The sequence below is a fragment of the Pseudomonas sp. LBUM1653 genome, from assembly GCF_059716115.1.
Genome location: NZ_CP166803.1, coordinates 5,267,765 through 5,293,064, shown reverse-complemented (window position 1 = coordinate 5,293,064; position 25,300 = coordinate 5,267,765). Strand labels below are relative to the sequence as shown.

The 25,300-nt window shown below is 57.3% G+C and carries 22 protein-coding genes and 2 pseudogenes; 17 read left to right on the top strand and 7 right to left on the bottom strand.

Going from position 1 to position 25,300, the window contains the following annotated elements; genetic code table 11:
* Together xdhB and xdhA are read right to left on the bottom strand one after the other, a co-directional pair.
* Entirely contained in the window at positions 1-2,400 is a 2,400-nt protein-coding gene (gene xdhB, locus ACA054_RS23740; protein WP_497686434.1) for a xanthine dehydrogenase molybdopterin binding subunit, read from the bottom strand.
* On the bottom strand, positions 2,393-3,847 hold the full coding sequence (gene xdhA, locus ACA054_RS23735) for a xanthine dehydrogenase small subunit (RefSeq protein ID WP_497686433.1): 1,455 nt from the start codon (positions 3,845-3,847) through the stop codon (positions 2,393-2,395). Before xdhA ends, xdhB begins: the two co-directional genes overlap by 8 nt.
* 266 nt (positions 3,848-4,113) lie before the next feature.
* Here xdhA and ACA054_RS23730 point away from each other — a divergent pair, with 266 nt between their 5' ends.
* From ACA054_RS23730 to ACA054_RS23690, 9 genes are all read left to right on the top strand, one after another.
* A complete protein-coding gene (locus ACA054_RS23730) occupies positions 4,114-4,773 on the top strand; it encodes a GntR family transcriptional regulator (RefSeq protein ID WP_497686432.1) in 660 nt (219 codons plus the stop codon).
* Between the two features lie 2 nt (positions 4,774-4,775).
* Positions 4,776-8,264: a chromosome segregation protein SMC gene (smc, locus tag ACA054_RS23725; protein ID WP_497686431.1), complete on the top strand. Its 3,489-nt coding sequence runs from the start codon at positions 4,776-4,778 to the stop codon at positions 8,262-8,264.
* A 255-nt stretch (positions 8,265-8,519) separates the two neighbouring features.
* Entirely contained in the window at positions 8,520-9,362 is an 843-nt protein-coding gene (gene zipA, locus ACA054_RS23720; RefSeq protein WP_497686430.1) for a cell division protein ZipA, read from the top strand.
* A gap of 128 nt (positions 9,363-9,490) precedes the next feature.
* Positions 9,491-11,848, top strand: coding sequence for an NAD-dependent DNA ligase LigA (gene ligA / locus ACA054_RS23715; RefSeq protein WP_497686429.1), 2,358 nt, complete (start codon positions 9,491-9,493; stop codon positions 11,846-11,848).
* A 164-nt stretch (positions 11,849-12,012) separates the two neighbouring features.
* The gene (locus ACA054_RS23710) at positions 12,013-13,176 is read left to right on the top strand and encodes a zinc-binding metallopeptidase family protein (protein ID WP_497686428.1); all 1,164 of its coding nucleotides are present in this window, start codon (positions 12,013-12,015) and stop codon (positions 13,174-13,176) included.
* An 88-nt stretch (positions 13,177-13,264) separates the two neighbouring features.
* Positions 13,265-13,573, top strand: coding sequence for a PepSY domain-containing protein (locus ACA054_RS23705; RefSeq protein ID WP_497686427.1), 309 nt, complete (start codon positions 13,265-13,267; stop codon positions 13,571-13,573).
* Positions 13,573-13,896, top strand: a complete 324-nt coding sequence (locus tag ACA054_RS23700; RefSeq protein ID WP_497686426.1) for a PepSY domain-containing protein — start codon at positions 13,573-13,575, stop codon at positions 13,894-13,896. Before ACA054_RS23705 ends, ACA054_RS23700 begins: the two co-directional genes overlap by 1 nt.
* Positions 13,897-13,899: 3 nt before the next feature.
* The gene (locus ACA054_RS23695) at positions 13,900-14,568 is read left to right on the top strand and encodes a response regulator transcription factor (RefSeq protein WP_497686425.1); all 669 of its coding nucleotides are present in this window, start codon (positions 13,900-13,902) and stop codon (positions 14,566-14,568) included.
* Complete coding sequence (locus tag ACA054_RS23690; RefSeq protein ID WP_497686424.1) at positions 14,565-15,878, top strand: sensor histidine kinase; 1,314 nt, start codon at positions 14,565-14,567, stop codon at positions 15,876-15,878. Before ACA054_RS23695 ends, ACA054_RS23690 begins: the two co-directional genes overlap by 4 nt.
* Before the next feature lie 13 nt (positions 15,879-15,891).
* On the opposite strand, the gene dusA is transcribed toward ACA054_RS23690, so the two are convergent.
* Entirely contained in the window at positions 15,892-16,887 is a 996-nt protein-coding gene (gene dusA / locus ACA054_RS23685) for a tRNA dihydrouridine(20/20a) synthase DusA (protein WP_180202523.1), read from the bottom strand.
* A 72-nt stretch (positions 16,888-16,959) separates the two neighbouring features.
* Between dusA and ACA054_RS23680 the strand changes: the two are divergent.
* The 4 genes and pseudogenes from ACA054_RS23680 to ACA054_RS23665 form a co-directional block, all read left to right on the top strand.
* A pseudogene (locus tag ACA054_RS23680) lies at positions 16,960-17,337 on the top strand (tyrosine-type recombinase/integrase); the annotation flags it as partial.
* A 157-nt stretch (positions 17,338-17,494) separates the two neighbouring features.
* Positions 17,495-18,424, top strand: coding sequence for a hypothetical protein (locus ACA054_RS23675; RefSeq protein WP_497686423.1), 930 nt, complete (start codon positions 17,495-17,497; stop codon positions 18,422-18,424).
* A gap of 1 nt (position 18,425) precedes the next feature.
* Positions 18,426-18,920, top strand: coding sequence for a hypothetical protein (locus tag ACA054_RS23670; RefSeq protein WP_497686422.1), 495 nt, complete (start codon positions 18,426-18,428; stop codon positions 18,918-18,920).
* Positions 18,921-19,228: 308 nt separating this feature from the next.
* Positions 19,229-19,417, top strand: a pseudogene (locus ACA054_RS23665) (DUF6124 family protein); the annotation flags it as partial.
* Positions 19,418-19,655: 238 nt separating this feature from the next.
* Here ACA054_RS23665 and ACA054_RS23660 read toward each other — a convergent pair.
* The gene (locus tag ACA054_RS23660; protein ID WP_497686421.1) at positions 19,656-20,330 is read right to left on the bottom strand and encodes an HNH endonuclease; all 675 of its coding nucleotides are present in this window, start codon (positions 20,328-20,330) and stop codon (positions 19,656-19,658) included.
* A complete protein-coding gene (locus ACA054_RS23655; protein WP_497686420.1) occupies positions 20,327-21,598 on the bottom strand; it encodes an AAA family ATPase in 1,272 nt (423 codons plus the stop codon). The genes ACA054_RS23660 and ACA054_RS23655 overlap by 4 nt, the downstream gene beginning before the upstream one ends.
* Positions 21,599-21,869: 271 nt before the next feature.
* Here ACA054_RS23655 and ACA054_RS23650 point away from each other — a divergent pair, with 271 nt between their 5' ends.
* Entirely contained in the window at positions 21,870-22,076 is a 207-nt protein-coding gene (locus ACA054_RS23650) for a DUF6429 family protein (RefSeq protein ID WP_497686419.1), read from the top strand.
* Between the two features lie 620 nt (positions 22,077-22,696).
* On the opposite strand, the gene ACA054_RS23645 is transcribed toward ACA054_RS23650, so the two are convergent.
* Positions 22,697-22,999 carry a type II toxin-antitoxin system TacA family antitoxin gene (locus tag ACA054_RS23645; protein WP_497686418.1) on the bottom strand — a complete coding sequence of 101 codons (303 nt, stop codon included), beginning with the start codon at positions 22,997-22,999 and terminating at the stop codon, positions 22,697-22,699.
* A gap of 521 nt (positions 23,000-23,520) precedes the next feature.
* On the opposite strand from ACA054_RS23645, the gene ACA054_RS23640 reads away from it, so the two are divergent.
* The 3 genes from ACA054_RS23640 (at position 23,521) to ACA054_RS23630 (ending at position 24,585) form a co-directional block, all read left to right on the top strand.
* The gene (locus ACA054_RS23640) at positions 23,521-23,865 is read left to right on the top strand and encodes a DUF6124 family protein (RefSeq protein WP_497686417.1); all 345 of its coding nucleotides are present in this window, start codon (positions 23,521-23,523) and stop codon (positions 23,863-23,865) included.
* Between the two features lie 179 nt (positions 23,866-24,044).
* The gene (locus tag ACA054_RS23635) at positions 24,045-24,269 is read left to right on the top strand and encodes a hypothetical protein (RefSeq protein WP_497690361.1); all 225 of its coding nucleotides are present in this window, start codon (positions 24,045-24,047) and stop codon (positions 24,267-24,269) included.
* Positions 24,270-24,339: 70 nt separating this feature from the next.
* The gene (locus tag ACA054_RS23630; protein ID WP_497686416.1) at positions 24,340-24,585 is read left to right on the top strand and encodes a type II toxin-antitoxin system Phd/YefM family antitoxin; all 246 of its coding nucleotides are present in this window, start codon (positions 24,340-24,342) and stop codon (positions 24,583-24,585) included.
* Between the two features lie 27 nt (positions 24,586-24,612).
* Here ACA054_RS23630 and ACA054_RS23625 read toward each other — a convergent pair whose 3' ends face one another.
* Positions 24,613-25,161, bottom strand: a complete 549-nt coding sequence (locus tag ACA054_RS23625) for an RNA polymerase factor sigma-70 (RefSeq protein ID WP_188265168.1) — start codon at positions 25,159-25,161, stop codon at positions 24,613-24,615.
* Positions 25,162-25,300: the final 139 nt, after the last annotated feature.

Sequence of the window (25,300 nt, the reverse complement as noted above, 5' to 3'; positions counted from 1 at the left end):
TTAGAGCGAAGCCAACTCGGTTTCGGTCTCAACGGCCTTCGCCACCTTCAACTGGCGCATCTGCTCACAGCCCCACAACACCCGCTCCGGCGTCGCCGGTGCGTCGATTTTCGGTTGATGCCTGTAGTCGCCCAGGCTCGCCACGGCGTCCTTGATCGCACACCAGGCGGCGATGCCGAGCATGAACGGCGGCTCGCCCACGGCCTTGGAATGAAACACCGTGTCTTCCGGGTTCTTGCGGTTTTCCACCAGCTTGACCCGCAGGTCCAGCGGCATGTCCGCCACGGCCGGGATCTTGTAGCTGGCCGGGCCGTTGGTCATCAGCTTGCCCTTGTTGTTCCACACCAGCTCTTCCATGGTCAGCCAGCCCATGCCCTGGATGAAACCACCCTCGACCTGGCCGATGTCGATGGCCGGGTTCAGCGAGGCGCCGACGTCGTGGAGGATGTCGGTGCGCAGCATTTTGTACTCGCCGGTCAGGGTGTCGATGATCACCTCGCAGCAGGCTGCACCGAAGGCGAAGTAATAGAACGGACGTCCCCGGGCCTGGCTGCGGTCGTAGAAGATTTTCGGGGTCTTGTAGAAGCCGGTGCTCGACAGAGAAACCTGGGCGAAATACGCCTGCTGGATCAGCGCTTCGAAGGTCAGGATGTGATCGCGGACCCGAACGTGGCCGTTGTGGAATTCCACGTCTTCTTCGCTGACCTTGTACTGGCGCGCAGCAAATTCCACCAGGCGCTTCTTGATGATCTCCGCGGCGTTCTGCGCGGCTTTACCGTTCAGGTCGGCACCGCTGGAGGCGGCGGTCGGCGAGGTGTTTGGCACCTTGTCGGTGTTGGTCGCAGTGATCTGCACGCGGTCCATTTCTACCTGGAACACCTCGGCCACGACTTGCGCGACCTTGGTGTTCAGGCCCTGGCCCATCTCGGTGCCGCCATGGTTCAGGTGGATGCTGCCGTCGGTGTAGACGTGCACCAGGGCACCGGCCTGGTTGAGGAAGCTGGCGGTGAAGGAAATACCGAATTTCACCGGGGTCAGCGCCAGGCCTTTTTTCAGGATTGGGCTGTTGGCGTTGTAGCGACGGATCGCTTCGCGGCGCTCGGCGTACTGGCTGCTTTCTTCCAGTTCGGCGGTCATTTCCTCGAGCATGTTGTGCTCGACGGTCTGGTAGTAATGGGTGACGTTGCGCTCGGTCTTGCCATAGTAGTTGGCCTTGCGCACCGCCAGCGGGTCGAGGGCCAGATGCCGGGCGATCGCGTCCATCACTTCTTCGATGGCGACCATGCCCTGCGGGCCGCCGAACCCGCGGTAAGCGGTGTTCGAGGCGGTGTTGGTCTTGCAGCGATGACCATTGATGGTCGCGTCGCCCAGGTAGTACGAGTTGTCGGAGTGGAACATTGCCCGGTCGACGATCGAGTTCGACAGGTCCGGCGAGCAGCCGCAGTTACCCGCCAGTTCCAGCTGGATGCCGTGCAGACGCCCGCTGTCGTCAAAGCCTACGTCGTATTCGATATAGAAGGGGTGGCGCTTGCCGGTCATCAACATGTCTTCGACCCGTGGCAGGCGCATCTTGGTCGGTTGGCCGGTCAGGCGCGCGATCACTGCACACAGGCAGGCCGGGCTCGCGGCCTGGGTTTCCTTGCCGCCGAAACCACCGCCCATGCGACGCATGTCGACGACGATCTTGTTCATCGACACGTCCAGTACTTCCGCCACCAGTTTCTGCACTTCGGTGGGATTCTGCGTCGAGCAGTACACGATCATGCCGCCATCTTCGGTGGGCATTACCGAAGAAATCTGGGTTTCGAGGTAGAAGTGCTCCTGGCCGCCGATGTGCAGCGTGCCCTGGATACGATTTTTCGCTGTCGCCAATGCACCCACCGAATCACCGCGTTCATGGGTGTGGCTGTCCAGCACGAAATGCTTTTTGCGAAAGGCCTCGACCACGTCCAGCACCGGTTCCAGGTCTTCGTATTCGATCACCGCGGCCATGGCGGCTTTACGTGCGGTCTCCAGGTCACGGGCGGCCACGGCCAGCACCACCTGACCGACGAACTGCACCGTGTCGATGGCCAGCAACGGATCACCGGGCATCAGCGGGCCGATGTCCTTCAGCCCCGGCACGTCTTCGTGGGTGATGGCGATGCGCACGCCCTCGAAGGCGTAGCACGGCTTGGTATCGATGCTGATGATCCTGGCGTGGGCGCGGTCGGACAAGCGGGCGTACACGTGCAGCTGGTTCGGAAACTCCAGGCGATCGTCGATGTACTGCGCTTCACCGGACACATGCTTGGCGGCGCTGTCGTGCTTGACGCTGCGGCCGACACCGGTGGTCAGGTCCTTGGCGAACAGTTCAGCCAGTTCGGCCTGGGTCTTCTCTACGGCGTGATGATTAGACATAAGCGGTCACCCGAGTCTCGATGTGCGGCGTTTGCAGTTCGATGAAGTATTTGCGCAGCAGATTCTGCGCGCTGAGCAGGCGATATTCCTTGCTGGCGCGGAAGTCCGACAGCGGCGTGAAATCTTCGGCCAAGGCGGCGCAGGCGCGTTCAACGGTGGCGCTGTTGAAGGGCGAACCGAGCAACGCGGTTTCGCAACTGTTGGCGCGTTTTGGAATGGCCGCCATGCCACCGAACGCCACGCGGGCATCGGCGATCACACCGTTTTCCAGGCGCAGGTTGAACGCTGCGCACACGGCGGAAATGTCATCGTCCAGACGCTTGGACACCTTGTAGGCGCGGAACAGCTGTTCGACACTGGCGCGAGGCACGATGATCTTCTCGATGAACTCGCTTTCCTGGCGCGCCGTGACGCGGTAATCGATGAAGTAATCTTCCAGGGCCAGGGTGCGGCGGGTATCGCCCTTGCACAGGACAATCTGTGCGCCCAAGGCAATCAGCAGGGGCGGTGAGTCACCGATGGGCGAGGCGTTGCCGATGTTGCCGCCCAGGGTGCCCTGGTTGCGAATCTGCAAGGAGGCGAAACGCTGCAGCAGTTCGCCGAAGTCAGGGTACTCGGCCTTCAGCGCCTCGTAGCAATCGGAGAGGGCGGTGGCCGCGCCGATTTCCAGGCGGTCGTCGAAGCGTTCGATGCGCTTCATCTCGGCGACGTTGCCGACATAGATCATCACCGGCAGGGTGCGGTGGAACTGGGTCACTTCCAGCGCCAGGTCGGTGCCGCCGGCCAGCAGGCGGGCCTGTGGATAGGCGTCGTACAGGTCGGCCAGGTCGGCCACGGTCAAGGGCACCAGGCAGCGCTTGTCGCCGCTGTTGAGTTCGCCGATATCAGTCGGCGCGATGGCTTTGAGCCGGGCAATGGTCTGGGCTTCATTGGCATCGAACTGATCCGGTTTTTTAGCGCAGCAGGACTGCTCGGCGGCTTCGAGGATCGGCCGATAGCCGGTGCAGCGGCAGAGGTTGCCGGCCAGGGCTTCGTGGGCCTTGTGCTGATCCGGTGCGTCGCTGTTCTTTTGCAGGGCAAACAACGACATCACGAAACCAGGGGTGCAGAACCCGCATTGCGAGCCGTGGCACTCGACCATGGCCTTCTGCACGCTATGCAGCTCGCCCTTGTGCTTAAGGTCTTCAACGCTGATCAGTTGCTTGCCGTGCAAGGACGAGACAAACGTCAGGCACGAGTTGAGGCTGCGATAGCGAATGTGTTCGCGGCCTTTGTCATCGGTCTGCAACTCGCCGACGACCACGGTGCACGCGCCACAGTCACCGCTGGCGCAGCCTTCTTTGGTGCCGGGTTTGCCCACATGGTCGCGCAGATAATTGAGCACGGTCAGGTTCGGGTCCAGGGCGTGCTCGCTACGGAGTTCCTGGTTTAGTAAAAACTGGATCACGGAAGGCCTCGCAGACTCATTATTGTTGTTAACCGCCATGAACCGAATTTAGCAGGTCTGACTTTTCGGTCAATGATTTTCTGACCTAAAGGTCAGGAAAGTGCATTTTGTCGATTAACGCCACGTTCCTACAGTATTGACCCTCGCGGGACAGCCTGCTTTTTGCTTGAATCGTGCCAAAAACCACCGGGCAGGCCCTGCGCCATGACGTATCAATTGCGCTACACTGCGCCGCTTGTGCAAATCGAAGAGTTTGAAGGACAACCATGACGTTCAAGGCGCCGGACAGCCTCGCCGAGCAAATCGCGCATCACCTCGCCGAACGTATCATTCGCGGCGAAATGAAGCCCGGGGAGCGCATCCAGGAACAGAAGGTCACGCAGGCTCTCGACGTCAGCCGCGGCTCGGTCCGCGAGGCCTTACTGATTCTCGAGCGCCGGCACCTGATCGCCATCCTGCCGCGACGTGGTGCCCACGTCACCGAACTCACCGCGCACAAGGTCAAGAGCCTGTGCACGCTGATGGGCGAGATGTACATCCTGCTCGCCAACGCCGTGGCCAGCGGCTGGAAAGTCCAGGCCGACCTGGCGCCGTTCCTGCAGATTCAGCAGCGCCTCACGGCCAGCTACGAGCGTCAGGACATCCATACCTTCGTCGACGACAGCTTCAATGTGATGCGCGCCACGTATCCGTTCGCCGATAACCCGTACTTGCAGGAAACGGTGGAGAACTTGCAGCCGGCCATGAGCCGTGCGTATTTCCTCGCCCTGGACCAGCGCAAGGCCTCGATGAGCGAATACCTGGCGTTGTTCGAGCGCCTGCTCGCCGCCGTGATTGCCCGTGACTTTCCACAGATCCGCGAAGTGCTGACCGCTTACGGCCAGCGCAGCTGCGATCTGGTGATCTCTGCCCTGACGGACGCATAAGCGTGCGGCTAAAGTGCATCAAGCTGGCGGGGTTCAAATCCTTCGTCGACCCGACCACGGTGAACTTCCCCAGCAACATGGCGGCGGTGGTCGGGCCCAATGGTTGCGGCAAGTCGAACATCATCGACGCCGTGCGCTGGGTGATGGGCGAGAGCTCGGCCAAGAACCTGCGCGGCGAGTCGATGACCGACGTCATCTTCAACGGTTCGACCAGCCGCAAACCGGTGAGCCAGGCGAGCATCGAGCTGGTGTTCGATAACTCCGACGGCACACTGCTCGGTGAGTACGCCGCTTATGCGGAAATTTCCATTCGCCGCAAAGTGACCCGCGACAGCCAGACCACTTATTACCTCAATGGCACTAAATGCCGTCGCCGCGATATCACCGATATCTTTCTCGGCACCGGCCTCGGCCCGCGCAGCTACTCGATCATCGAACAGGGGATGATCTCCAAGCTGATCGAGTCCAAGCCTGAAGACTTGCGCAACTTCATTGAAGAAGCGGCGGGGATCTCCAAGTACAAGGAGCGTCGGCGCGAAACCGAAAACCGCATCCGCCGCACCCACGAAAACCTCGAGCGTCTGACCGACCTGCGCGAAGAGCTCGAACGTCAGCTCGAACGCTTGCACCGCCAGGCCGAAGCGGCTAAGAAGTATCAGGAATACAAGGGCGAGGAGCGTCAGCTCAAGGCACAACTGTCGGCCCTGCGCTGGCAGGACCTGAACGAACAGGTCGGCCAGCGCGAAGCGATCATCGGCACCCAGGAAATCAGTTTCGAAGCCCTGGTGGCCGAACAGCGCAACGCCGACGCCAGCATCGAACGCTTGCGCGATGGTCATCACGACCTGTCCGAGCGCTTCAATCTGGTGCAGGGGCGCTTCTATTCGGTCGGCGGCGACATCGCCCGAGTCGAACAGAGCATCCAGCACGGGCAACAGCGGTTGCGCCAGTTGCAGGATGATCTGAAGGAAGCCGAGCGTGCGCGCCTGGAAACCGAGTCGCACCTGGGCCACGACCGCACGCTGCTGCTGACCCTCGGCGAAGAACTGGACATGCTCACGCCGGAGCAGGAAGTCACCAGCGCCGCCGCCGAAGAGGCCGCCGCCGCGCTGGAAGAGTCCGAAACCACCATGCACGGCTGGCAGGAGCAGTGGGACACGTTCAACCTCAGCGCTGCCGAACCACGGCGTCAGTCGGAAGTTCAGCAATCACGGATCCAGCAGCTGGAAACCAGCCTGGAGCGCCTGGCCGATCGGCACAGACGCCTGGGTGAAGAGCGCGCGCTGTTGTCGGCGGACCCGGAAGATGCGGCGATCATGGCGCTCAACGAGCAGCTCGCTGAATCCGAGGCGACCCTCGAGGATTTGCAGACCAGTGAAGAAGCTCAGGTCGAAAAGCTCGAGCAACTGCGCCAGCAATTGCAGCACGCACTGTCGGCGCAACAACAGGCCCAGGGCGATCTGCAGCGGCTCAATGGTCGCTTGGCTTCGCTTGAAGCGTTGCAGCAAGCCGCGCTCGACCCGGGCACCGGCACCGCTCAATGGCTGCGCGAGCAGCACCTTGCGGACCGCCCGCGTCTGGCCGAAGGCCTGAAAGTCGAAGCCGGTTGGGAACTGGCGGTAGAAACCGTATTGGGCGCCGATCTGCAAGCGGTGCTGGTGGATGATTTCAGCGATTTCGATTTATCCGGGTTTACCCAAGGCGATTTGCGCTTGCTCAGCCCCGCTACCGACGGCGCGCGCGTGCCCGGCAGTCTGCTCGACAAAGTCGAGGCGCAGATCGATCTGTCGCCATGGCTGGGGCAGGTCAAACCCGTCGAAAGCCTCGAACAAGCGCTGGCGTTGCGCGGACAGTTGGCAGCGGGCCAGAGCCTGATCAGCCGCGACGGCTATTGGGTTGGTCGGCACTTTTTACGCGTGCGCCGCGCCAGCGAAGCGGAAAGCGGGATGCTCGCCCGTGGTCAGGAAATCCAGCAACTGGGCCTTGAACGCGAAGAACGTGAAGCGGCCGTCGAAACCCTGGAAACCGAATTGCAAAACCTGCGGGCGCAACAGCGCCAGCAGGAAAACGGCCGCGAACATTTGCGCCGTCTGCTGCAAGACGAAGCCCGGCAGCAAGGTGAGTTGAAAGCTCAATTGTCGGCCGGCAAAGCCAAGGCCGAGCAGTTGAACCTGCGGCGCACGCGCCTCGATGAAGAACTCCAGGAGTTGGCCGAACAGCGTGCCCTGGAACATGAACACATCGGCGAAGCACGCCTGCAATTGCAGGAAGCGCTCGACAGCATGGCGCTGGACACCGAGCAGCGCGAGCTGCTGCTGGCCCAGCGCGACAGCTTGCGCGAACGGCTTGACCGGGTGCGTCAGGAAGCCCGCCAGCACAAGGATCACGCCCATCAACTGGCGGTGCGCCTGGGTTCGCTGCGGGCCCAGCATGATTCGACGCGCCAGGCCCTGGAGCGCTTGGAAATGCAGGCTGAGCGCCTGACGGAAAAAAGCGGGCAACTAAGCCTCAACCTGGAAGAGGGCGAGGCGCCGCTGGAAGAGTTGCGCCTGAAACTCGAAGAACTGCTCGACAAGCGCATGACCGTCGACGAAGAACTCAAGACCGCGCAGATCGCCCTGGAAGACGCCGACCGCGAACTGCGTGAGGCCGAGAAGCGCCGCAACCAGGCCGAACAACAGTCGCAGCTGATTCGCAGTCAGCTCGAAACCCAGCGCATGGAATGGCAAGCCCTGACCGTGCGGCGCAAGGCGTTGCAGGACCAGTTGCTCGAAGACGGTTACGACCTGCACGGTGTGCTGGCCACGCTGACCGCCGAGGCCAGCGAGAAAGCCGCCGAGGAAGAACTCGAGCGAATTGCCGCGCGAATCCAGCGCCTGGGCGCGATCAACCTCGCGGCCATCGATGAATACCAGCAACAATCGGAGCGTAAACGTTATCTGGACGCCCAGAACGACGATCTGGTCGAGGCGCTCGATACGCTCGAGAACGTGATTCGCAAGATCGACAAGGAAACCCGTAACCGTTTCAAAGATACCTTTGATCAGATCAATGGCGGTTTACAGGCACTTTTCCCAAAAGTTTTCGGTGGCGGCCGCGCGTATTTGGAACTGACGGGCGAAGATTTACTCGATACAGGGGTGACGATCATGGCGCAGCCGCCCGGAAAGAAGAACAGCACCATCCATTTGCTCTCCGGTGGCGAAAAGGCCCTGACGGCATTGGCCCTGGTTTTTGCGATCTTCAAGTTGAACCCGGCGCCGTTCTGCATGCTCGATGAAGTGGACGCGCCATTGGATGACGCTAACGTTGGACGCTATGCGCGACTGGTCAAGGAGATGTCGCAGACGGTGCAGTTCATCTATATCACCCACAACAAGATCGCCATGGAAATGGCCGATCAACTGATGGGGGTGACGATGCACGAGCCGGGTTGCTCGCGTCTGGTGGCGGTGGATGTCGAGGAGGCCATGGCGATGGTGGACGCCTGAGGCGTGGCTTTCAGGGGGGATTTTTTAATTGTGGGGCACAATTAGCCATGCCGACTTGCTGGCCAATCGACATATTCGCGGGACCAAGGTGCCAGACGGTGTAAAGTTGCCTTTGGTCGTGCTAGTTTAATGTCAATTTTTCGTATACGTGGGTAAAACGCCTGTCAGAACATAGAGTTGGCGCCACGTTTTAAAGCGGTTTACAGATTGTAAGCCCCTTATTTTTCAGCATTTTTTATAGAGGCACGGGATTACATGGAAATCGGTCTGCGCGAGTGGCTGATCGTCATCGGCATTATTGTCATTGCCGGTATTCTTTTTGATGGCTGGCGCCGTATGCGCGGCGGCAAGGGAAAACTGAAATTCCGTCTTGACCGGAGCCTGTCCAACCTGCCGGAAGAGGACACCAGCCCCGAGCTGTTGGGCCCGTCTCGCGTCCTGGATACGCACAAGGAACCGCAACTGGACGAGCACGACCTGCCGTCGGTGAGCATGCCGGCCCGCGAATCGGGTTCCAAGCGCGGCAAGCGTGGGCATGGCGAGCCTTCCCAAGGCGACATGAACCTCAGCCTGGATCTGGACGGCCCGAGCTTCAGCAGCCGTGACGACGATTTCCCGGATGACACCAAGGCAGCGCCATCGGCCAGCGAAAAGGAACAGCCGCAAGCCGAAGAAGTGCTGGTCATCAGCGTGATTTGCCGCGACCCTGCCGGCTTCAAAGGTCCGGCGCTGCTGCAGAACATTCTCGAAAGCGGCCTGCGTTTTGGCGAAATGGACATCTTCCACCGTCATGAAAGCATGGCGGGCAATGGCGAAGTGCTGTTCTCCATGGCCAACGCGGTCAAGCCTGGCGTTTTCGACCTGGACGACATCGACCACTTCAGCACCCCGGCGGTGAGCTTCTTCCTCGGCTTGCCTGGCCCGCGTCATCCCAAGCAGGCTTTCGACGTGATGGTGGCGGCGGCGCGCAAATTGTCGCAAGAGCTGAACGGCGAACTGAAGGACGACCAGCGCAGCGTACTGACCGCCCAGACAATCGAGCACTATCGTCAACGCATCGTCGAATTCGAACGTCGCGCACTGACCCAGAAGCGCTAAAGTCAAAAGATCGCAGCATCGTTTCACTCTGTAGGAGCTGTCGAGTGCAACGAGGCTGCGATCTCTTGATCTTGATGAAATGAGATAGAGCAGCCTCGGCTGCTCTTTTGCTTTATGAGAGACCACCCATGACTGCCGCCCAAGACCGCATTCTAGAGCTACGTGCCGAGCTGGATCTGCACAACTATCGCTACCACGTGCTGGACGAGCCGAGCATCCCGGACGCCGAGTACGACCGGTTGTTCAACGAGCTCAAGGCCCTCGAAGCGGCCCATCCCGAACTGGTCACCAGCGATTCGCCAACCCAGCGGGTCGGTAGCGCGGCGCTGTCGGCGTTCACTCAGGTGCGCCACGAAGTGCCGATGCTCAGCCTGGGCAACGCCTTCGAGGAAACCGACATGCGCGAGTTCGACCGTCGGGTGACCGAAGGCCTGGACCTGCCGGCCGGTGATCTGTTCGGCGCTGGCGTGGCGGTGGAATACAGCTGCGAACCCAAGCTCGATGGCCTGGCGGTCAGCCTGCTCTATCAGGACGGCATGCTGGTGCGCGGTGCCACACGTGGCGACGGCACCACCGGTGAAGACATCAGCGTCAACGTGCGCACGGTGCGCAACATCCCGCTCAAGCTGCACGGCACCGGCTGGCCGGCGACCCTGGAAGTGCGCGGCGAAGTGTTCATGTCCAAGGCCGGCTTCGAACGGCTCAACGCCACGCAACTGGAAGTCGGCGGCAAGACCTTCGCCAACCCGCGCAACGCCGCGGCAGGCAGCTTGCGCCAGCTGGATTCGAAGATTACCGCCAACCGTCCGCTGGAGTTCTGCTGCTATGGCATCGGCCAGGTGTCTGCGGACATCGCCGATACGCACATTGGCAATCTGCAGCAGCTCAAGGCCTGGGGCATGCCGATCAGCCATGAACTGAAGCTAGCGAACGGCATCGATGAGTGCCTGGATTACTACCGTGACATCGGCGAACGCCGCAATGCGTTGCCCTATGAAATCGACGGTGTGGTGTTCAAGGTCAACAGCATCGCGTCGCAGCGTGAACTGGGCTTCCGCGCCCGCGAACCGCGCTGGGCCATCGCCCATAAATTCCCGGCCATGGAAGAACTCACCGAGCTGCTCGACGTGGAATTCCAGGTCGGTCGCACCGGCGCGGTGACGCCGGTGGCGCGTCTGAAGCCGGTCAAGGTCGCCGGGGTCACCGTGGCCAACGCGACGCTGCACAACATGGACGAAGTAGCGCGCCTGGGCCTGATGATCGGCGACACGGTGATCATTCGCCGCGCTGGCGACGTGATTCCGCAAGTGGTGCAGGTGGTCACCGAGCGTCGCCCGGAAAACGCCCGGCCGGTGCAGATCCCGGAGCAGTGCCCGGTGTGCGGCTCCCACGTCGAACGCACGCAACTGGTCAAGCGCAGCAAGGGTCGCGAGACCGTCAGCGAAGGCGCGGTGTATCGCTGTGTCGGTCGCCTGGCCTGCGGCGCACAACTCAAACAGGCGATCATTCACTTCGTCTCCCGCCGCGCCATGGACATCGAAGGCCTGGGCGACAAGAGCGTAGAACAGCTGGTAGATGAAGGGCTGGTGAGTTCGCCGGCCGACCTGTACGCCCTGAAGTTCGAGGACATTGTCGACCTGGAAGGCTTTGCCGAGCTGTCGAGCAACAAGCTGCTCAGTGCCATCGCCGACAGCAAGAAGCCGGGCCTGGCACGCTTCATCTACGCCCTGGGAATTCCCGATGTCGGCGAAGAGACGGCCAAGGTACTGGCGCGCTCCCTGGGTTCGCTGGAGCGGGTCCAACAGGCCTTGCCGCAAGTACTGACCTACCTGCCGGACGTCGGCCTGGAAGTGGCCCACGAAATCCACAGCTTCTTCGAAGACGCGCACAACCAGCAGGTGATTACCGAGCTGCTCAACCACGGCTTGCAGATACAGGATCAGGGCGGGCTGGGCGCCGAGTTTACCGCCAGCACCACCTTGGGCGGTTTTCTCGACAAGCTGCACATCCCTTCGGTAGGGCCGGGCGGGGCGCAGAAACTGGCCGACAAGTTCGGCTCACTGCAAGCGGTGATCAGCGCCGACTGGCTGGACATGCGCCAGGCGCTGCCGGAGAAGCAGGCCAACTCGGTTCGCGAGTTTTTTGCCGTCGAGGCCAATCGCCAACTGGCCGAGGCAGCCGAGAAGCAACTGGCCGATTTCGGCATGCACTGGCACAGCGAGAAGAAAGTCGTCGAAGGCCTGCCGCTGGCCGGCCAGACCTGGGTGCTCACCGGTTCGCTGGAACTGATGAGCCGCGACATAGCCAAGGACAAACTCGAAAGCCTCGGCGCCAAAGTAGCCGGCTCCGTATCGGCCAAGACCCACTGCGTGGTCGCGGGGCCGGGAGCGGGGTCGAAATTGACCAAGGCCAATGAGCTGGGGTTGAAGGTGCTGGATGAAGAAGCGTTCGTCGAGTTCCTGAATACGCACGGTATTGCGGTTTAGTTGATCGTTCCCACGCTCTGCGTGGGAATGCAGCCCGGGACGCTCCGCGTCCCATTCGAGAGCTGGAACGCGGAGCGTCCCTTGAGACATTCCCACGCAGAGCGTGGGAACGATCTTCTCCGGAGGATGATCTAGTCTTGGCAAGCCTCAGGGAGAGATCGCTCATGTACCGCTTCTTCGAACAGCTCACTTCGCGCATCGCTGCCCCCTTCATCGGCGAAAGCTCGCGCAACAGCAAGATCTGGTCCTGTCGTTGCGGGCAGTCGCTGTTCTTCCGCAACAGCCAGTGCCTGGCCTGTTCGGCGGCCTTGGGTTATCAACCGCAGCAGAGTCGCTTGTCCTCGCTGCAACCGGGCGAGCAGCCCGACACCTGGCTGCTCGATGTCGATCCATCTGCCGGCGTGTTCCGTCGCTGCGCCAACCTCGATTCCCCGGCCGCATGCAACTGGTTGCTGCCCGCCAACGACCACGATGCCTTGTGCATCGCCTGCAGCCTGAACCGCACCATCCCCGATTTATCCATCGCCGAAAACCACGAGCGCTGGCGCAAGATGGAAACCGCCAAGCGCCGACTGATCGCGCAGTTGCTCAGCCTCGGGTTGCCGGTCATCCCCAAGACCCTGGACGAAGAAACCGGCCTGGCCTTCGATTTCATCGGCGTCGATCTCGAAGGCAAGGCACCGACCACCGGCCACGCCAACGGCCTGATCACCCTCGACATCAAGGAAGCCGACGACGCCCACCGCGAACAGGTGCGGGTGCAAATGCACGAACCCTATCGCACCTTGCTCGGGCATTTTCGTCACGAAGTCGGGCATTACTATTGGGACCGCTTGATCGCCAACAGCGACTGGCTGGAGCCCTTTCGCGGGCTGTTCGGCGATGAACGCGCCAGCTACGCCGAGGCCCTGGATCGGCATTATCAGCAAGGTGCGCCGCTCGACTGGCAGCAGCAGTACGTCAGCGCCTACGCCACCATGCACCCCTGGGAAGACTGGGCCGAAACCTGGGCTCACTACCTGCACATGATGGACGCCGTCGACACCGCGCTCGGTTTTGGCATGAGCGCACGGGAAATGGACCTGGACTATCAGCCCTTTGCTCCCAGCACCCTTTACGATCCACAGCACCCCGGCGGCACCGCGTTCCTGTCATTCGTCAATGCGTGGATCGAACTGGCCGGCATGCTCAATGAACTGTCGCGCAGCATGGGCCAGCCGGATTTCTACCCCTTCGTGCTGCCGCCAGCGGTGATCGCCAAACTGCACTTCATCCACCTGGTGATCCAGCGCGAGGGCGGCAGGGCGGATGAGGTGCTGGCGCAATAGTTGTGCATGATGGCAATTCAGTTTCAATTAAGTTCGTTTCGCTAAGGTGACCTCCGTAGGCAACACATAAAAGATACGGAGACACCCCATGAAATCCTTCACTGCCCTGTCCGTCGCATCCCTCATCGGCCTGACCGCCAGCCTCGCCCATGCGCGCGACCTCGGCCCCGACGAAGCCCTGAGACTGCGCGACGCTGGTACCATTGTGTCTTTCGAGAAGCTCAATGCCACCGCGCTGGCCAAGCACCCCGGTTCCACCGTCACCGAAACCGAACTGGAAGAAGAGTACGGCAAGTACATCTACCAGGTTGAACTGCGCGACCCGCAGGGCGTCGAGTGGGACCTGGAAATGGACGCAGTCAGCGGGCAGATTCTCAAGGATCATCAGGACACGTAATGACGCTGCAATCCTTTTCCCATCGACGCGTCAGCGGCCGCCTGGCGCTGGCGCTGCTGGTTTTTTGCTCGGTGGTCGTGGCCCGCGACCTCGACCAGGACGAAGCCCTACGCCTGCGCCAACAGGGTGTGATCCTGCCGCTCGAGCAGCTTCTGCAAAAAGCGCTGGATCGTTATCCGGGGGCCAAACTGCTGGAAGCCGAGCTCGAAGAGAAGCACGACGTCTACATTTATGAAGTCGAATTGCTGACCACCGAAGGCGTGGTCCGCGAACTGGACATCGATGCCACCACAGGCCATTTACTCAAAGACAAGGAAGATTGACCGATGCGTTTGCTCCTGGTGGAAGACCACGTGCCGCTGGCCGACGAACTGGTGGCCGGCCTCAATCGCCAAGGGTATGCCGTGGACTGGCTGGCCGACGGTCGCGACGCGGTGTACCAGGGCAGCACCGAACCCTATGACCTGATCATCCTCGACCTCGGCCTGCCGGGGTTGCCAGGACTTGAGGTGTTGACCCAGTGGCGTGCTGGTGGCCTGGCGACGCCGGTGCTGATCCTCACTGCCCGCGGCTCCTGGGCCGAGCGCATCGAAGGCCTAAAGGCCGGCGCCGACGATTACCTGACCAAGCCTTTCCACCCTGAAGAACTGCACCTGCGCATCCAGGCGCTGTTGCGCCGCTCCCATGGCCAGGTCAACCAACCGACCCTAAAGGCGGCCGGGCTGCAACTGGATGAGGGGCGCCAGTGCGTGACCCGCGATGGCGCCGACATCCAGCTCACCGCCGCCGAGTTTCGCCTGTTGCGTTACTTCATGCTGCACCCGGAACAGATCCTTTCCAAAAGCCACCTGGCCGAACACCTCTACGACGGTGAAACCGAGCGCGATTCGAATGTGCTGGAAGTCCACGTCAATCACCTGCGGCGCAAACTCGGGCGCAGCGTGATCGAAACCCGTCGCGGTCAGGGTTACCTGTTGGGTGGGCAAGCCCGGTGAGGTCGATCCAGCGCCGTTTGAGCCTGGGCCTGATCAGTGTGATGGTGATCGTCGGCCTGGTGTTGGCGCAAACCAGCCTGTGGCTGTTCGAAGTGGGTTTGCAGCGCTACCTCGAAGCCGGGTTGCGCAACGACAGCGAAAACCTGTTGATAGCGCTGGTGCGCGGCCCCCAGGGCTTGCAACTGGACGAGCGGCTGTTATCACCAGCTTATCAGCGACCGTTTTCCGGGCACTATTTCCGCATCGATTTCGCCGACAGTCATTGGCGTTCCCGCTCGCTCTGGGATCAGGAACTGCCACACCTCGACCGCCCGGGCCTTGAGAGCAACCTGCAACTGGGCCCGGAAGGCCAGCAGTTGCTGGTGCTGCGTTCGGACTATCGGCGCTTGGGCCAGTCGATTTCCATCAGCGTGGCGCAGGACTACACCCCGGTGCGCGAAAGCTTTCAGCGCATGCAGCAGATCGGCCTCGGGTTGGGACTGGCGGGCCTGCTGCTGATCCTGCTGCTGCAACGGATCACAGTGCGGCGCGCCTTGCGTCCGCTGGAAAAAGCCCGTGAGCAGATCGCGCAACTGCAACAGGGCCAGCGCTCGCAACTCGACGACCAGGTGCCGATCGAACTGGAACCGCTGGTGACCCAGATCAACCACTTGCTGGCCCACACCGAAGACAGCCTCAAGCGTTCACGCAATGCCCTGGGCAACCTCGGCCATGCCCTGAAAACCCCGTTGGCTGTGTTGTTGAGCCTGGCCTCCAGCGAACAACTCGACGCGCACCCGCATCTACGTCAGGTGCTCAAGGATCAACTGGAACAGGTCCGCCTACGACTCAATCGCGAACTCAACCGGGCCCGTCTGGCCGGCGACGCCTTGCCGGGGGCGTTGTTCGATTGCGATGCCGAATTGCCGGGGTTGCTCGCCACCCTGAACATGATCCACGGCGAACACCTGCACCTCAGCTATGTCGCGCCCACCGGCCTGCAGCTGCCCTGGGACCGCGAGGACCTGCTGGAACTGCTCGGCAACCTGTTGGACAACGCCTGCAAATGGGCGGACGCCGAAGTGCGCCTGAGCGTGGTCGAAACTGCGCAAGCCTACGAGCTAAGCGTGGAAGACGACGGCCCGGGAATTCCCCAGGACCAGCGTGATCAGGTATTCAGCCGCGGCACCCGGCTGGATGAACAGACCGACGGACATGGCCTGGGCCTGGGCATCGTGCGCGACATCGTCGACACCTGGGGCGGGGTGTTGCTGCTGCGCGAAAGCGAATGGGGCGGCTTGAAAGTGACCATCGATTTGCCCAAACGCTGAAACAGCGGGGCGCTCAGCGCCCCTCGAGCAACCCGGCCGCCTGATCCAGCAACGCCAAAGGCTCCTTCGCCTTGTGGATATCCACAGACAGCAACTGACGAAACTTGCGCGCCCCCGGAAACCCGGTGCCCAGCCCCAGCACATGGCGAGTGATATGGTGCATCGCCCCCCCGGCGTCCAGGTGCGCAGCGATATAAGGCCGCAACTGCGCCAACGCCTCGGCGCGCGTGATCACCGGCGCAGTGCTGCCAAACAACTGCTGATCCACCTCGGCCATTACGTAAGGGTTGTGATAAGCCTCACGCCCGAGCATCACCCCGTCGAACGTCTGCAAATGCTCATGACAGGCTTCCAGGCTCTTGATCCCGCCGTTGAGAATAATCTCCAGCTCCGGAAAATCCGCCTTCAACCGCGCGGCTACGTCATAACGCAGCGGCGGAATATCGCGATTCTCCTTCGGCGACAACCCCTCCAGAATCGCGATCCGCGCATGCACGGTAAAACTGGTGCAACCGGCGTCACGCACCGTACCGACGAAATCGCACAGCTCTTCATAACTGTCACGCCCATTGATCCCGATCCGATGCTTCACCGTCACCGGAATCGACACCGCATCACGCATCGCCTTCACACAATCGGCCACCAACTGCGGATGCCCCATCAGGCACGCCCCGATCATATTGTTCTGCACCCTGTCACTGGGGCAGCCAACATTCAGATTCACCTCATCGTACCCATGCTCCTGCGCCATCCGCGCACACGCCGCCAAGTCCAGCGGCACACTGCCACCCAACTGCAACGCCAGCGGATGCTCGGCCTCGTTGTGCCGCAGAAACCGCTCGTGATCACCGTTGAGCAGGGCCCCGGTGGTGACCATTTCGGTGTAGAGCAGGGCATGCTTGGAGAGCAGGCGCAGGAAGAAACGGCAGTGACGGTCGGTCCAGTCCATCATCGGGGCGACGGAGAAACGGCGGGAGAGTGGGGCGGGTGTGGCGTTGGATACGGACATTGGGGATCTGGAATCGGTGAGGCTGGGAGGTGGGGGAGTTTATCAGGATTGGGGGGGGGGGCAGGGGTTGGTCAGAGGAAATCACCCAGGATTCGTTGGGAGGATCTGGACGGATCTCGACGGGCCGTCCTGGTGTGTGACATGAAAAAAAACCGGGCAGAAGATCGGCAATGACGTGCGGTGCTGTCTGCCTGACGAAGCTTGGGTGATCCTTCAGTCCATACCCAAAAAGGAAAGGGGGATCTTTCCCTACAACGCCAAGTCAGTGTCCGCATCCTTTACCCGAGCATGCCTGTTCCTTGAGATTGAGGATCTGTATTTTCATGATCTTCGACATGACGGAGTAAGCGGCTGTTCGAGATGGAGTGGGATATCCCAAAAGTGACGAGTGCTGCGGGGCACAGAGACTGGAACTCATTGAGGCGGTACACCCACCTTCCGAAGAAAGGGACGCTTATGAAAAGGGGAGTAGTCAGGCAAGCTGGCTTAACTGCCAGAGCGAAGCGGCATACGACTATTGTGCGTGATTGCATATTGAGATCACTCTCTAAAAAGGTTACGTTGCCGAGCAATGCTGAACCCCTAATTGACGCTGAAGGATTTTGTTGTGAAAGGAATCAAACCGTTTTTGGTGTTGCGATACTCACTGATCGAAAATAAGCAAGGCGCCCTTGTTCCCAAGCCTTTACCCACACCCAAGGGGGCGGTTGTCGTGTCGGCCCTTCAGGATGATGGTCGTGAATTTATAAAAAATAAAGTTCGTTATAGTTTTGTAGGGTTCTCCTATGTTGAACCTGTAGCTGATGAATTTCCGAAGGGCAGATTTTTGGTAGGGAAAACGGCTAAACACAAAATAACAAAGGTGGGCGATAAAATTCCTGGTGATATCGTTCCTCATGATGCCGATGATTGGGTTCCTGTTATCACGATAGTGGATATTATTGATCAATATGTGTTCGTGCAGCATGACTGGCGTTTTGGTACTGAAGAGCAAATTGCAAACGCTATTCATGCTGGATTAAGAGACGCTGTGTTGGATGAGTTTAACTATTCGATTTTTATCGAGCCAAAAACCATAAAAGGTGAGTTTTGGAATGTTGTAAGATCACATAAGAAGGTGTACAAAATCGAGCTGGAGCTTATATCTCCGAATATTTTAGAGACAAATGTCAGGGCTCGCGATGCTCTTAAGGCCATGAAAGAGCTTTTTGGTCAAGAAGAAGTGAAGATTACACTAAGTAATGAATATGGCGATTTAAAAGTTCCGACTGCGCCTATTGAAGATTATGTTGATTATATTGAAGAAGGTGAGGGTAAGTGGAGCGTAACTACAGAAGGTGAGCATGGTGGGAAAAAAACACACAAAAGTATATCTGCTATAGTCACACTTGACTTGGATGTTCCTTCTGACGATGTGGTGATGCACGAAGGTCAATTAGAACTTGAAACTGGGAAGCCTGCTCCGGGTCGATTTGATAACGATGCCCGAATGGTTGCAGACGTTTATTCAAAAATAGGTAAGTCATTGAGGCGTTAGAATGTTTCGCCTTCTATTTGTATTTTTGACATCGTTCGGTTTATCCTTCTTGTCGTTGTGGGGATCGGCTGGGGAGGTGAGTCCAATATTTAGCAATATTAATCCGGTGCTATTCGTTTTGGGTGCGTTGTTTGGAGCTCTTTCGCTTGCTTTTTTTAATTACGTCGAAGGAGTTATGAAGGATGTTCCAAAAAAGTTGAGGCTGCAAAGACCACAAGCTTACGTTTTAGTTATTGGCGCTTTGACGGATTTGAAGCATGAGGTTATTGTTAATGTCTTTCTGGTTGTTGTCTTGTTGATAGTTGCGTTTGTCGTTGGTGCCGTTGGTGAAATGGTATTTATGAAAGAATTAGAGTTTTCGAGGTATTGGGTGTGGGGTGCCTTGTCTGTTCGCGGCGCTTGTCTGTTGAGTGTTCTCATCGTGGTATTTGTTCAGTTGGCAGGGTTCGTGACAGCAAACAAGTTGCGTGCAGAAATTTCTATGTGCGGTGAGTAGGATCTTGTAAGTCATGTAGTCTAAAAAAGGTGAGTCTTCTCTTTGGTCTCGCTCATGTTGGGGTCGCTCTTCCTGTTGATTGATTTTTACTCCTTTTCTCCTTTTGCTAGCGGGCGATTAATATTGTCGGTTCTATCTTTGACGTGATGCGAAAAAGTGCAAGTAGAAGGGGGGGTGGGATAGGAAAAAGGCGAGGATTTATTATTTAGCGAAAAGTGGGCGATCTAATATGAATAATAAAATCGTCCCTTTGTCGAAAATAAACCAATACCCTTTTTCCGTACTTTTTTCCTATTCACCGTCAACGAGAGCTCGATACCGAAACCCTGCTGGCGCATGCCTGTGTATCGCTGGCGTCGGCCAATGTTATTACCATAGATTTAGCGGATCATATGGAGGGACCCAGGCGCAATTCCCTGTTAGATATTGCGCAGGTCATCATGTTAGGTGAGCTTAAGGTGAACCGGGCGATGGATCGACTCGATCCACCTGAGTAGTCACTTTTCTAATGGCGTGTTGACATTAGCCTTGACTTGAAACCGGCTAACGGGTGATCTTTTTTTCATACTGTATGGGAGCACAGTAAAGGACTGCCTAAGATTTTTTGGCAAACGTCCAGTCGGTTCGGTTGCAGTCAAATATAATCACTGGTGATGGGCTTGCTCGGCATAGAGTTATACCTACGTCAACAAGCGGATCGTTCCATGTGCGCCTGGGAACAATCCGGCTATGAAATTATGCCGGGTTAATAATCTCTGCTGGAAGCCGAAGCTTCATTGTGGCTACGATGCTTTTAGCTACCGCCGAATATTGAGAGTCGTCTGAGGCTGTGTTTTTTAGAAGGTCTTCGTAGATTGCTTTCTTAGAGGGTAAGGGAAGGTCGGGGCGCAGAAGCGTGTCAAAGATTTTCATGACCTTTTCCATGCTTTCAGTTCTCATGAGAACTAGAGGGGGGCGGTTCAAGTCTAGCAGTGCAATGCTATTTATCCCTTCCGGTGTGCCTAGGGGGAAAGCCATGGGGCCTACAAAGCATATATGTTCGCTAGGTTGCTTCAGATAGGGGTCTATGATGTGCTCTAGGTAGGGGTCTCGGTTAGACTTGTTCTGATTACATATTTCGCAAGCTAAAGTCAAATTTGCCCACTCAAATTGCTTGCTGGCATCAAGAGATTTTGGATAAATATGTTCAACATCCCCGTGGTGAATATGCTTTAGTTTGCTTTCGCAGTAGGCGCATTTTCCACCAGTTTCCTCTTCAAGTTTCGCTTTAATATCTTTGTGACGATAACGCGACTTTTCTGCTGCAGTGGGATCAATTCCGGCTTTCAGTTTGTCCAGAAGGGTGGATGTCCAATTTTCGGCATTGTCTAGTAAAACCTTTGGTTCTGCCAGCTTTGTGAGCTTTATCATGGTTTACGTTCCACGGCCATTTTCAACGCCTCAGGATAATACTCACCGAGACCTGCGTTTTCCAGTTCCTGCCGCAAGCGGGTGATTCCCTCGGGTGTAATACTTTGTGCGGTAAAGCTGGCAGTGATGGTGCGCAAATCGTTTTCTGCCCATTGGGGAAGAGATACTGGCACTCCTAGGACGTCACGAAGAATCTCGTTCGCAGTTGCTGCACGCGTGTCTAAATTTAGTTCTAGTGATAAAACTCCTGATCTGCTGAACTCAGTAGTTTCAATTTTCATATTTTCGCTCATGTATTGCAGTGCATATACGGCACTGTCCCTAACTGAGGAGACCATGAATGGGCTGTGCGTGGCTACAATGAATTGGGCCTGCGGGAAGGCATTTGTCAGTCGAGCTAGCAAAGTTCTTTGCATTGAGGGGTGAAGATGGTTTTCGGGCTCGTCAAGAAGAACTGTAAACTCCTCTTTTCCGACGGAATATAGGAATATTTGCCATGCGAGATCAAGTAGTGACATCAGGCCGCCTGAAGCGGCATCTATCATGAAATCGCCGGTTTTGGTGACTAGTACTACGTCGGGTATGCGGACGTTAATGTCTAGAAAACCAATCGAGGGTGGAAGAACTTCGGATAACACTTTTTTGAAGTTGGTGAAAAGTGCAGCGAGTTCATCGTTTTTTTGTACAAATTCGTTGCCGGCACCGAACATGGCCATCGAGATTATTGTTTCCTTCATTCGGTATACTGCCGAGTGCTGGCTGTATCCGTGGAGGAACTTTTGCATTAGTTCGTTGTTGTAGGTTTGATAGGCGAGCTCGGCAGTTATAGGGCTTGTAGGAATTGAATTGATTTGCTGATAGTTCTGTATTGATCTGTGTGAGTTGATGCTTAGTCCGTAGATCGCCTGCATGTTGTCAATGTGGATTGTAAAAACTGCGGCTTCGTTTTCCGGTACGGATAATTTTGCGGAGGTGTTGTTGCTGTATGTTAGATCGCCTATCTTGAATATCCGGTCGTTAGGTTTACTGTGGTCGGAAAGTAGCTGTCGAAATACTCCGGTAGTATATACAAATGATGATTTTCCAGCGATTTTAATAGGTGTTGATAGTAATGGGTGATTCCATCCGAAGTGTTGTGCAAGAAGTTTAAGTATCGTTGTTTTTCCGGTTCCATTTGCGCCCGTAATGATTGTCATGCGGGGGTGGAATTTAACTTCGATGTCTGAAAATTGGCGCCAGTCAGTAATGGTTAATTTTGAGAATTTCATAGGTTTAGCCCAAAGTTGGCGATATTACGAAAAATAAGTCAGTGCACGAATCGTGGCATGGGGGTTTAATTTTGTCCATTGAGAAGTATTTATTGAAATTATTGCTTGCTCTCAGGCTTCTGTTTTGGCTTGCTATGAGTGTTTTGCGGGGGGTGGGGCTTCGCTATGTAACGACATGGCACAGGGCATTGGTTGGCATTTGGCTGGGGGTTTTGCCTGATGGCCGCAAGCGGTCGCCCAGGCACACCTGGTAGGTGATCTGCTCTCTCGCATGGTAGAGGTATATAAATGGTACTGGAAAGGGTTCGACTTCGAGACCATGAACCGATTGCATGAACAGGGTTTCATCAGCAATCCCGTGAACAAAAACAAATCGATCTGGTTGACGGAGGAAGGGCTGGAGCGAGGTCGGCAGATAGCCGATCGGTTGTTCGGGGTGAGAGCTCAAGGGGAGCATGCATCCAATCCTGAGACCTGACTTCATATTACGGTCGCGCTGGGTGCATCTGGGTATCGTCTAGCTGAGTGCGCCACCTGGAATCGATGGGGTTTGTGCAGCGCCTACCAAAGGAACGCAGGCTAAACAAGGTGATCGTCATCATCTCGCAGGTGGCGATACCAGCCATACAACGCTACAGCAAGGGTGGCGAAGATGATGACTATGAGGAGGATGGCTAAATAGCGCATTTTACTCAGTGTCTTCGACGTGAGTGTCTGGTTGAAATGCGTCCTTGCCTGTGAGCGAATGTAGGCTCCGGGAAAACAGCTGTCTTTAATACATTGGTGTGGGGGAGGGCTAGCGGTGGGCTGGATGCCGGGAATTTCGTGCGCAGAACCTCCCGATGCAGGCAACGGTTTACCGCTTGCATTAGCACAAATAAGCGGATGTTTTGCCACTCTGGACGGATAACCGGTAAACCATGCCCCTGAATGTGTTGTGATGGTCAGTGGCAAAAACGGTGGCAGAGAGTGAAACGTCGTGAGATCTGGAACATTTTGCGCGCTTCGAGAGCCCGTTTCGTCAGGTAAGCGTTGATCGATTCTTCACCACAATCAAAGGAGTGCAGACCGTGACTCATAGTCAGTTTTCCGGGGCGTTTAGCTCCACCGAGGCGGTCGTTGGAGCAATTGACGTAGACGTTCGCTATTCCTGACGAGATTCGACTGTAAGGCTTGATCGAACGCGTCAAACTCACGGCTTGCAAGGCTGAATAGGCGCTGATTCAGGATGACTTCCTCTGCTTTTTTACAGGCAGCATCCAGTATGAAGCTGGTCCGATCGCTTCCAGAAATGGCTACAGCCATATCGATCAAGTCTCGCTTTCTAAATTCGACCTGCATGTTGATGGGGACGGTTTTTTCTGTGGCTGCGGTCTTCAAAGACAAAAGTGTGGTGGCCATGATTTTAATCCTGTCGTTGCTCACTTTCAGAAAGGGGGAGGACTAACCTTCCTTGAACATGCAGGATTCTTGAGTTCCTTTCCAGCTACTCAATACGCATTCCGACTCGAACGGCGAGCGCGCATCGCCGCCACTTTTACCTCAGTGGCGAAATTACCTTGGTCAGCTTGTAGTGGTCAACCTGTTGATTAGGTGCCGAAAATGTAGGAAATTTCCCTCAGCACGCGTCGAAATCGCCCATCTTGTATTGCCCCCAATCACCCAGATAACCTTCCCTTTGTCGCTGCAAAATCAGCGACAAGGGTGTGGAAGCCCTTCTTGTGATCTAGGCGCACAGGCGCCACCTGAATTTATGCAGTCACTTTTTTATGTGTGCTGTTAAATTATGGCGGCTGTGCGCGGGGCACTTTCGGGTGCGCCGGGTTCCTAGATCCCCGGTCTTCCACACCTGCGCACAGCTGCCACCCCATCATGTGGAAGTGATGCTGGCAGTTCCTTTAATAATTCTAGGAACGCAAACGATGAAGAAAATCACGCCTGACCCTCCAGAAGCGCAAACCGCTTCCGTCGATCTCGACCAGCTCTCGAAAGCCAGTCATCGCGCTGTCACCAAACGCCTACGAAATCCGAATCACGCCGATCCCATCTGTCACGTGTTTACTATTGTTCCCAACGTCGACACTGAAACCTTGCTTTGTCACGCTTGCGAAACGCTCGCGTCGCTAAACGTCCTTACGACCGATCTGGCTTGTAAGCTCGAAGGTTCGCCACGCAGCCTGGCGTTGTCGATTCAGCAGTTGGCGGTAGTTGGCGAGCTGTTGGTCAATCGCGCCCTGGATAATGTCGACCCGCCCAGTAGTGTATGAAGGCGCGACCGAAAGTGAGCGGTGATAAACAGAAGGACGTCCGTAATTGACGTCCTTTTTATTGAGAAACCGGCGATCCTGAACCGACGCTATCACTCAGCAAGGTTTCATTATGGTCGTTGGGTGTACGGCCTAGGATGGAGGCTCGCGTTTAAACCACTACGCCTCCCCACAGGAATCTGAAAAGTGATCTCAAACACAATCAAGTCGCGCTAACCCCCGGTGCTTTGCTGTTGAGCGCCTGTTCGGGGGCCAGTACTCACAGCTGTTATTCCGAAGACTGCCAGCCGTCTGATGGCTTTGCACCGAGCCACGGCAACAAGATCAGCAAACTGAATTTCCACGGCAGTGCGCTTGGCAGCAGCTTCAGCGAACACAGTTCAGGTTTGCTGCGTGACTATTGATCCGCCACGAACCACCTGAACCGAAATATAAATTCGTCCCCTGAAGTGGAGTCGTCCTGGAGTCATGATCATGCAAAGCGTACTGGCTGATGCTGCAGTCAGCATGTCTGAACTGAAGAAAAATCCCTTGGCAGTATTGAGCGGCGCCCATGGCAGTGCGGTCGCGATCCTCAACCACAATCGTGTAATGGGCTACATGGTCCCTGCCGATGTCTTCGAAGCCATGATGGAGCGGCTGGATGATCTTGATCTGGCGGAATTGGTCCGCGCTCGCCGCCACGAAACGCCCGTACCCGTCGAACTGAAAGATTTATAAGATCGAATTTCTGCCTTCGGCACGCCCTCAACGCTGGGCAAACGTATCCGCCCGACTCCCCGATACCTTCCTGCAATGCACCAACGCATCGCGAATCATGAAGTTCACCAACGTCGGCGACACCCCCAACTCCTTGGCAATGTCCTTCTGCGGCACGCCATGTAAGCGGTACATCTCAAAAGCATAACGCGTCCGGCTCGGCAGCTCGGTCAATGCGTCGGCGATGTTTTCCAGGGTGGAGAAGTTGATGTGCGAGGTTTCCGGAGAGGCACCCTGGATGACCACGTTGAGGCCTTCTTCTTCCGGGCCGGAATATTTCTGTTCCAGGGCCTGCTTGCGGTAGTGGTCGATCGCCAGGTTGCGCACGATCTGGAACAGATAGCTGAGCTGCGCCTTGAACGAGGAGGTGATGTTCGGCGCCGATTGCAGGCGGAAGAACGCGTCTTGCACCACATCTTCAGCGCGCGAGCGGCAGCCGGTGATGCGGGCTGCAATCTTGACCAGTATCAGCCGATTGTCGACGAATGCCTGAAGTAGCGGCGAATCGCACCTGCTTGTGGACGCTTGTTCCGTCATTGGAGATCACCTTGCTGCCAATAGGTTAGTGGGACGACAAGAAGGCCGGGGTCGCCCTACACATCGAGCGACAAATTATGTTGAATGATAATGATTGTCAATTGAGAAAGAGAACTAATGCTCCTCAAAGGTGCGGAGT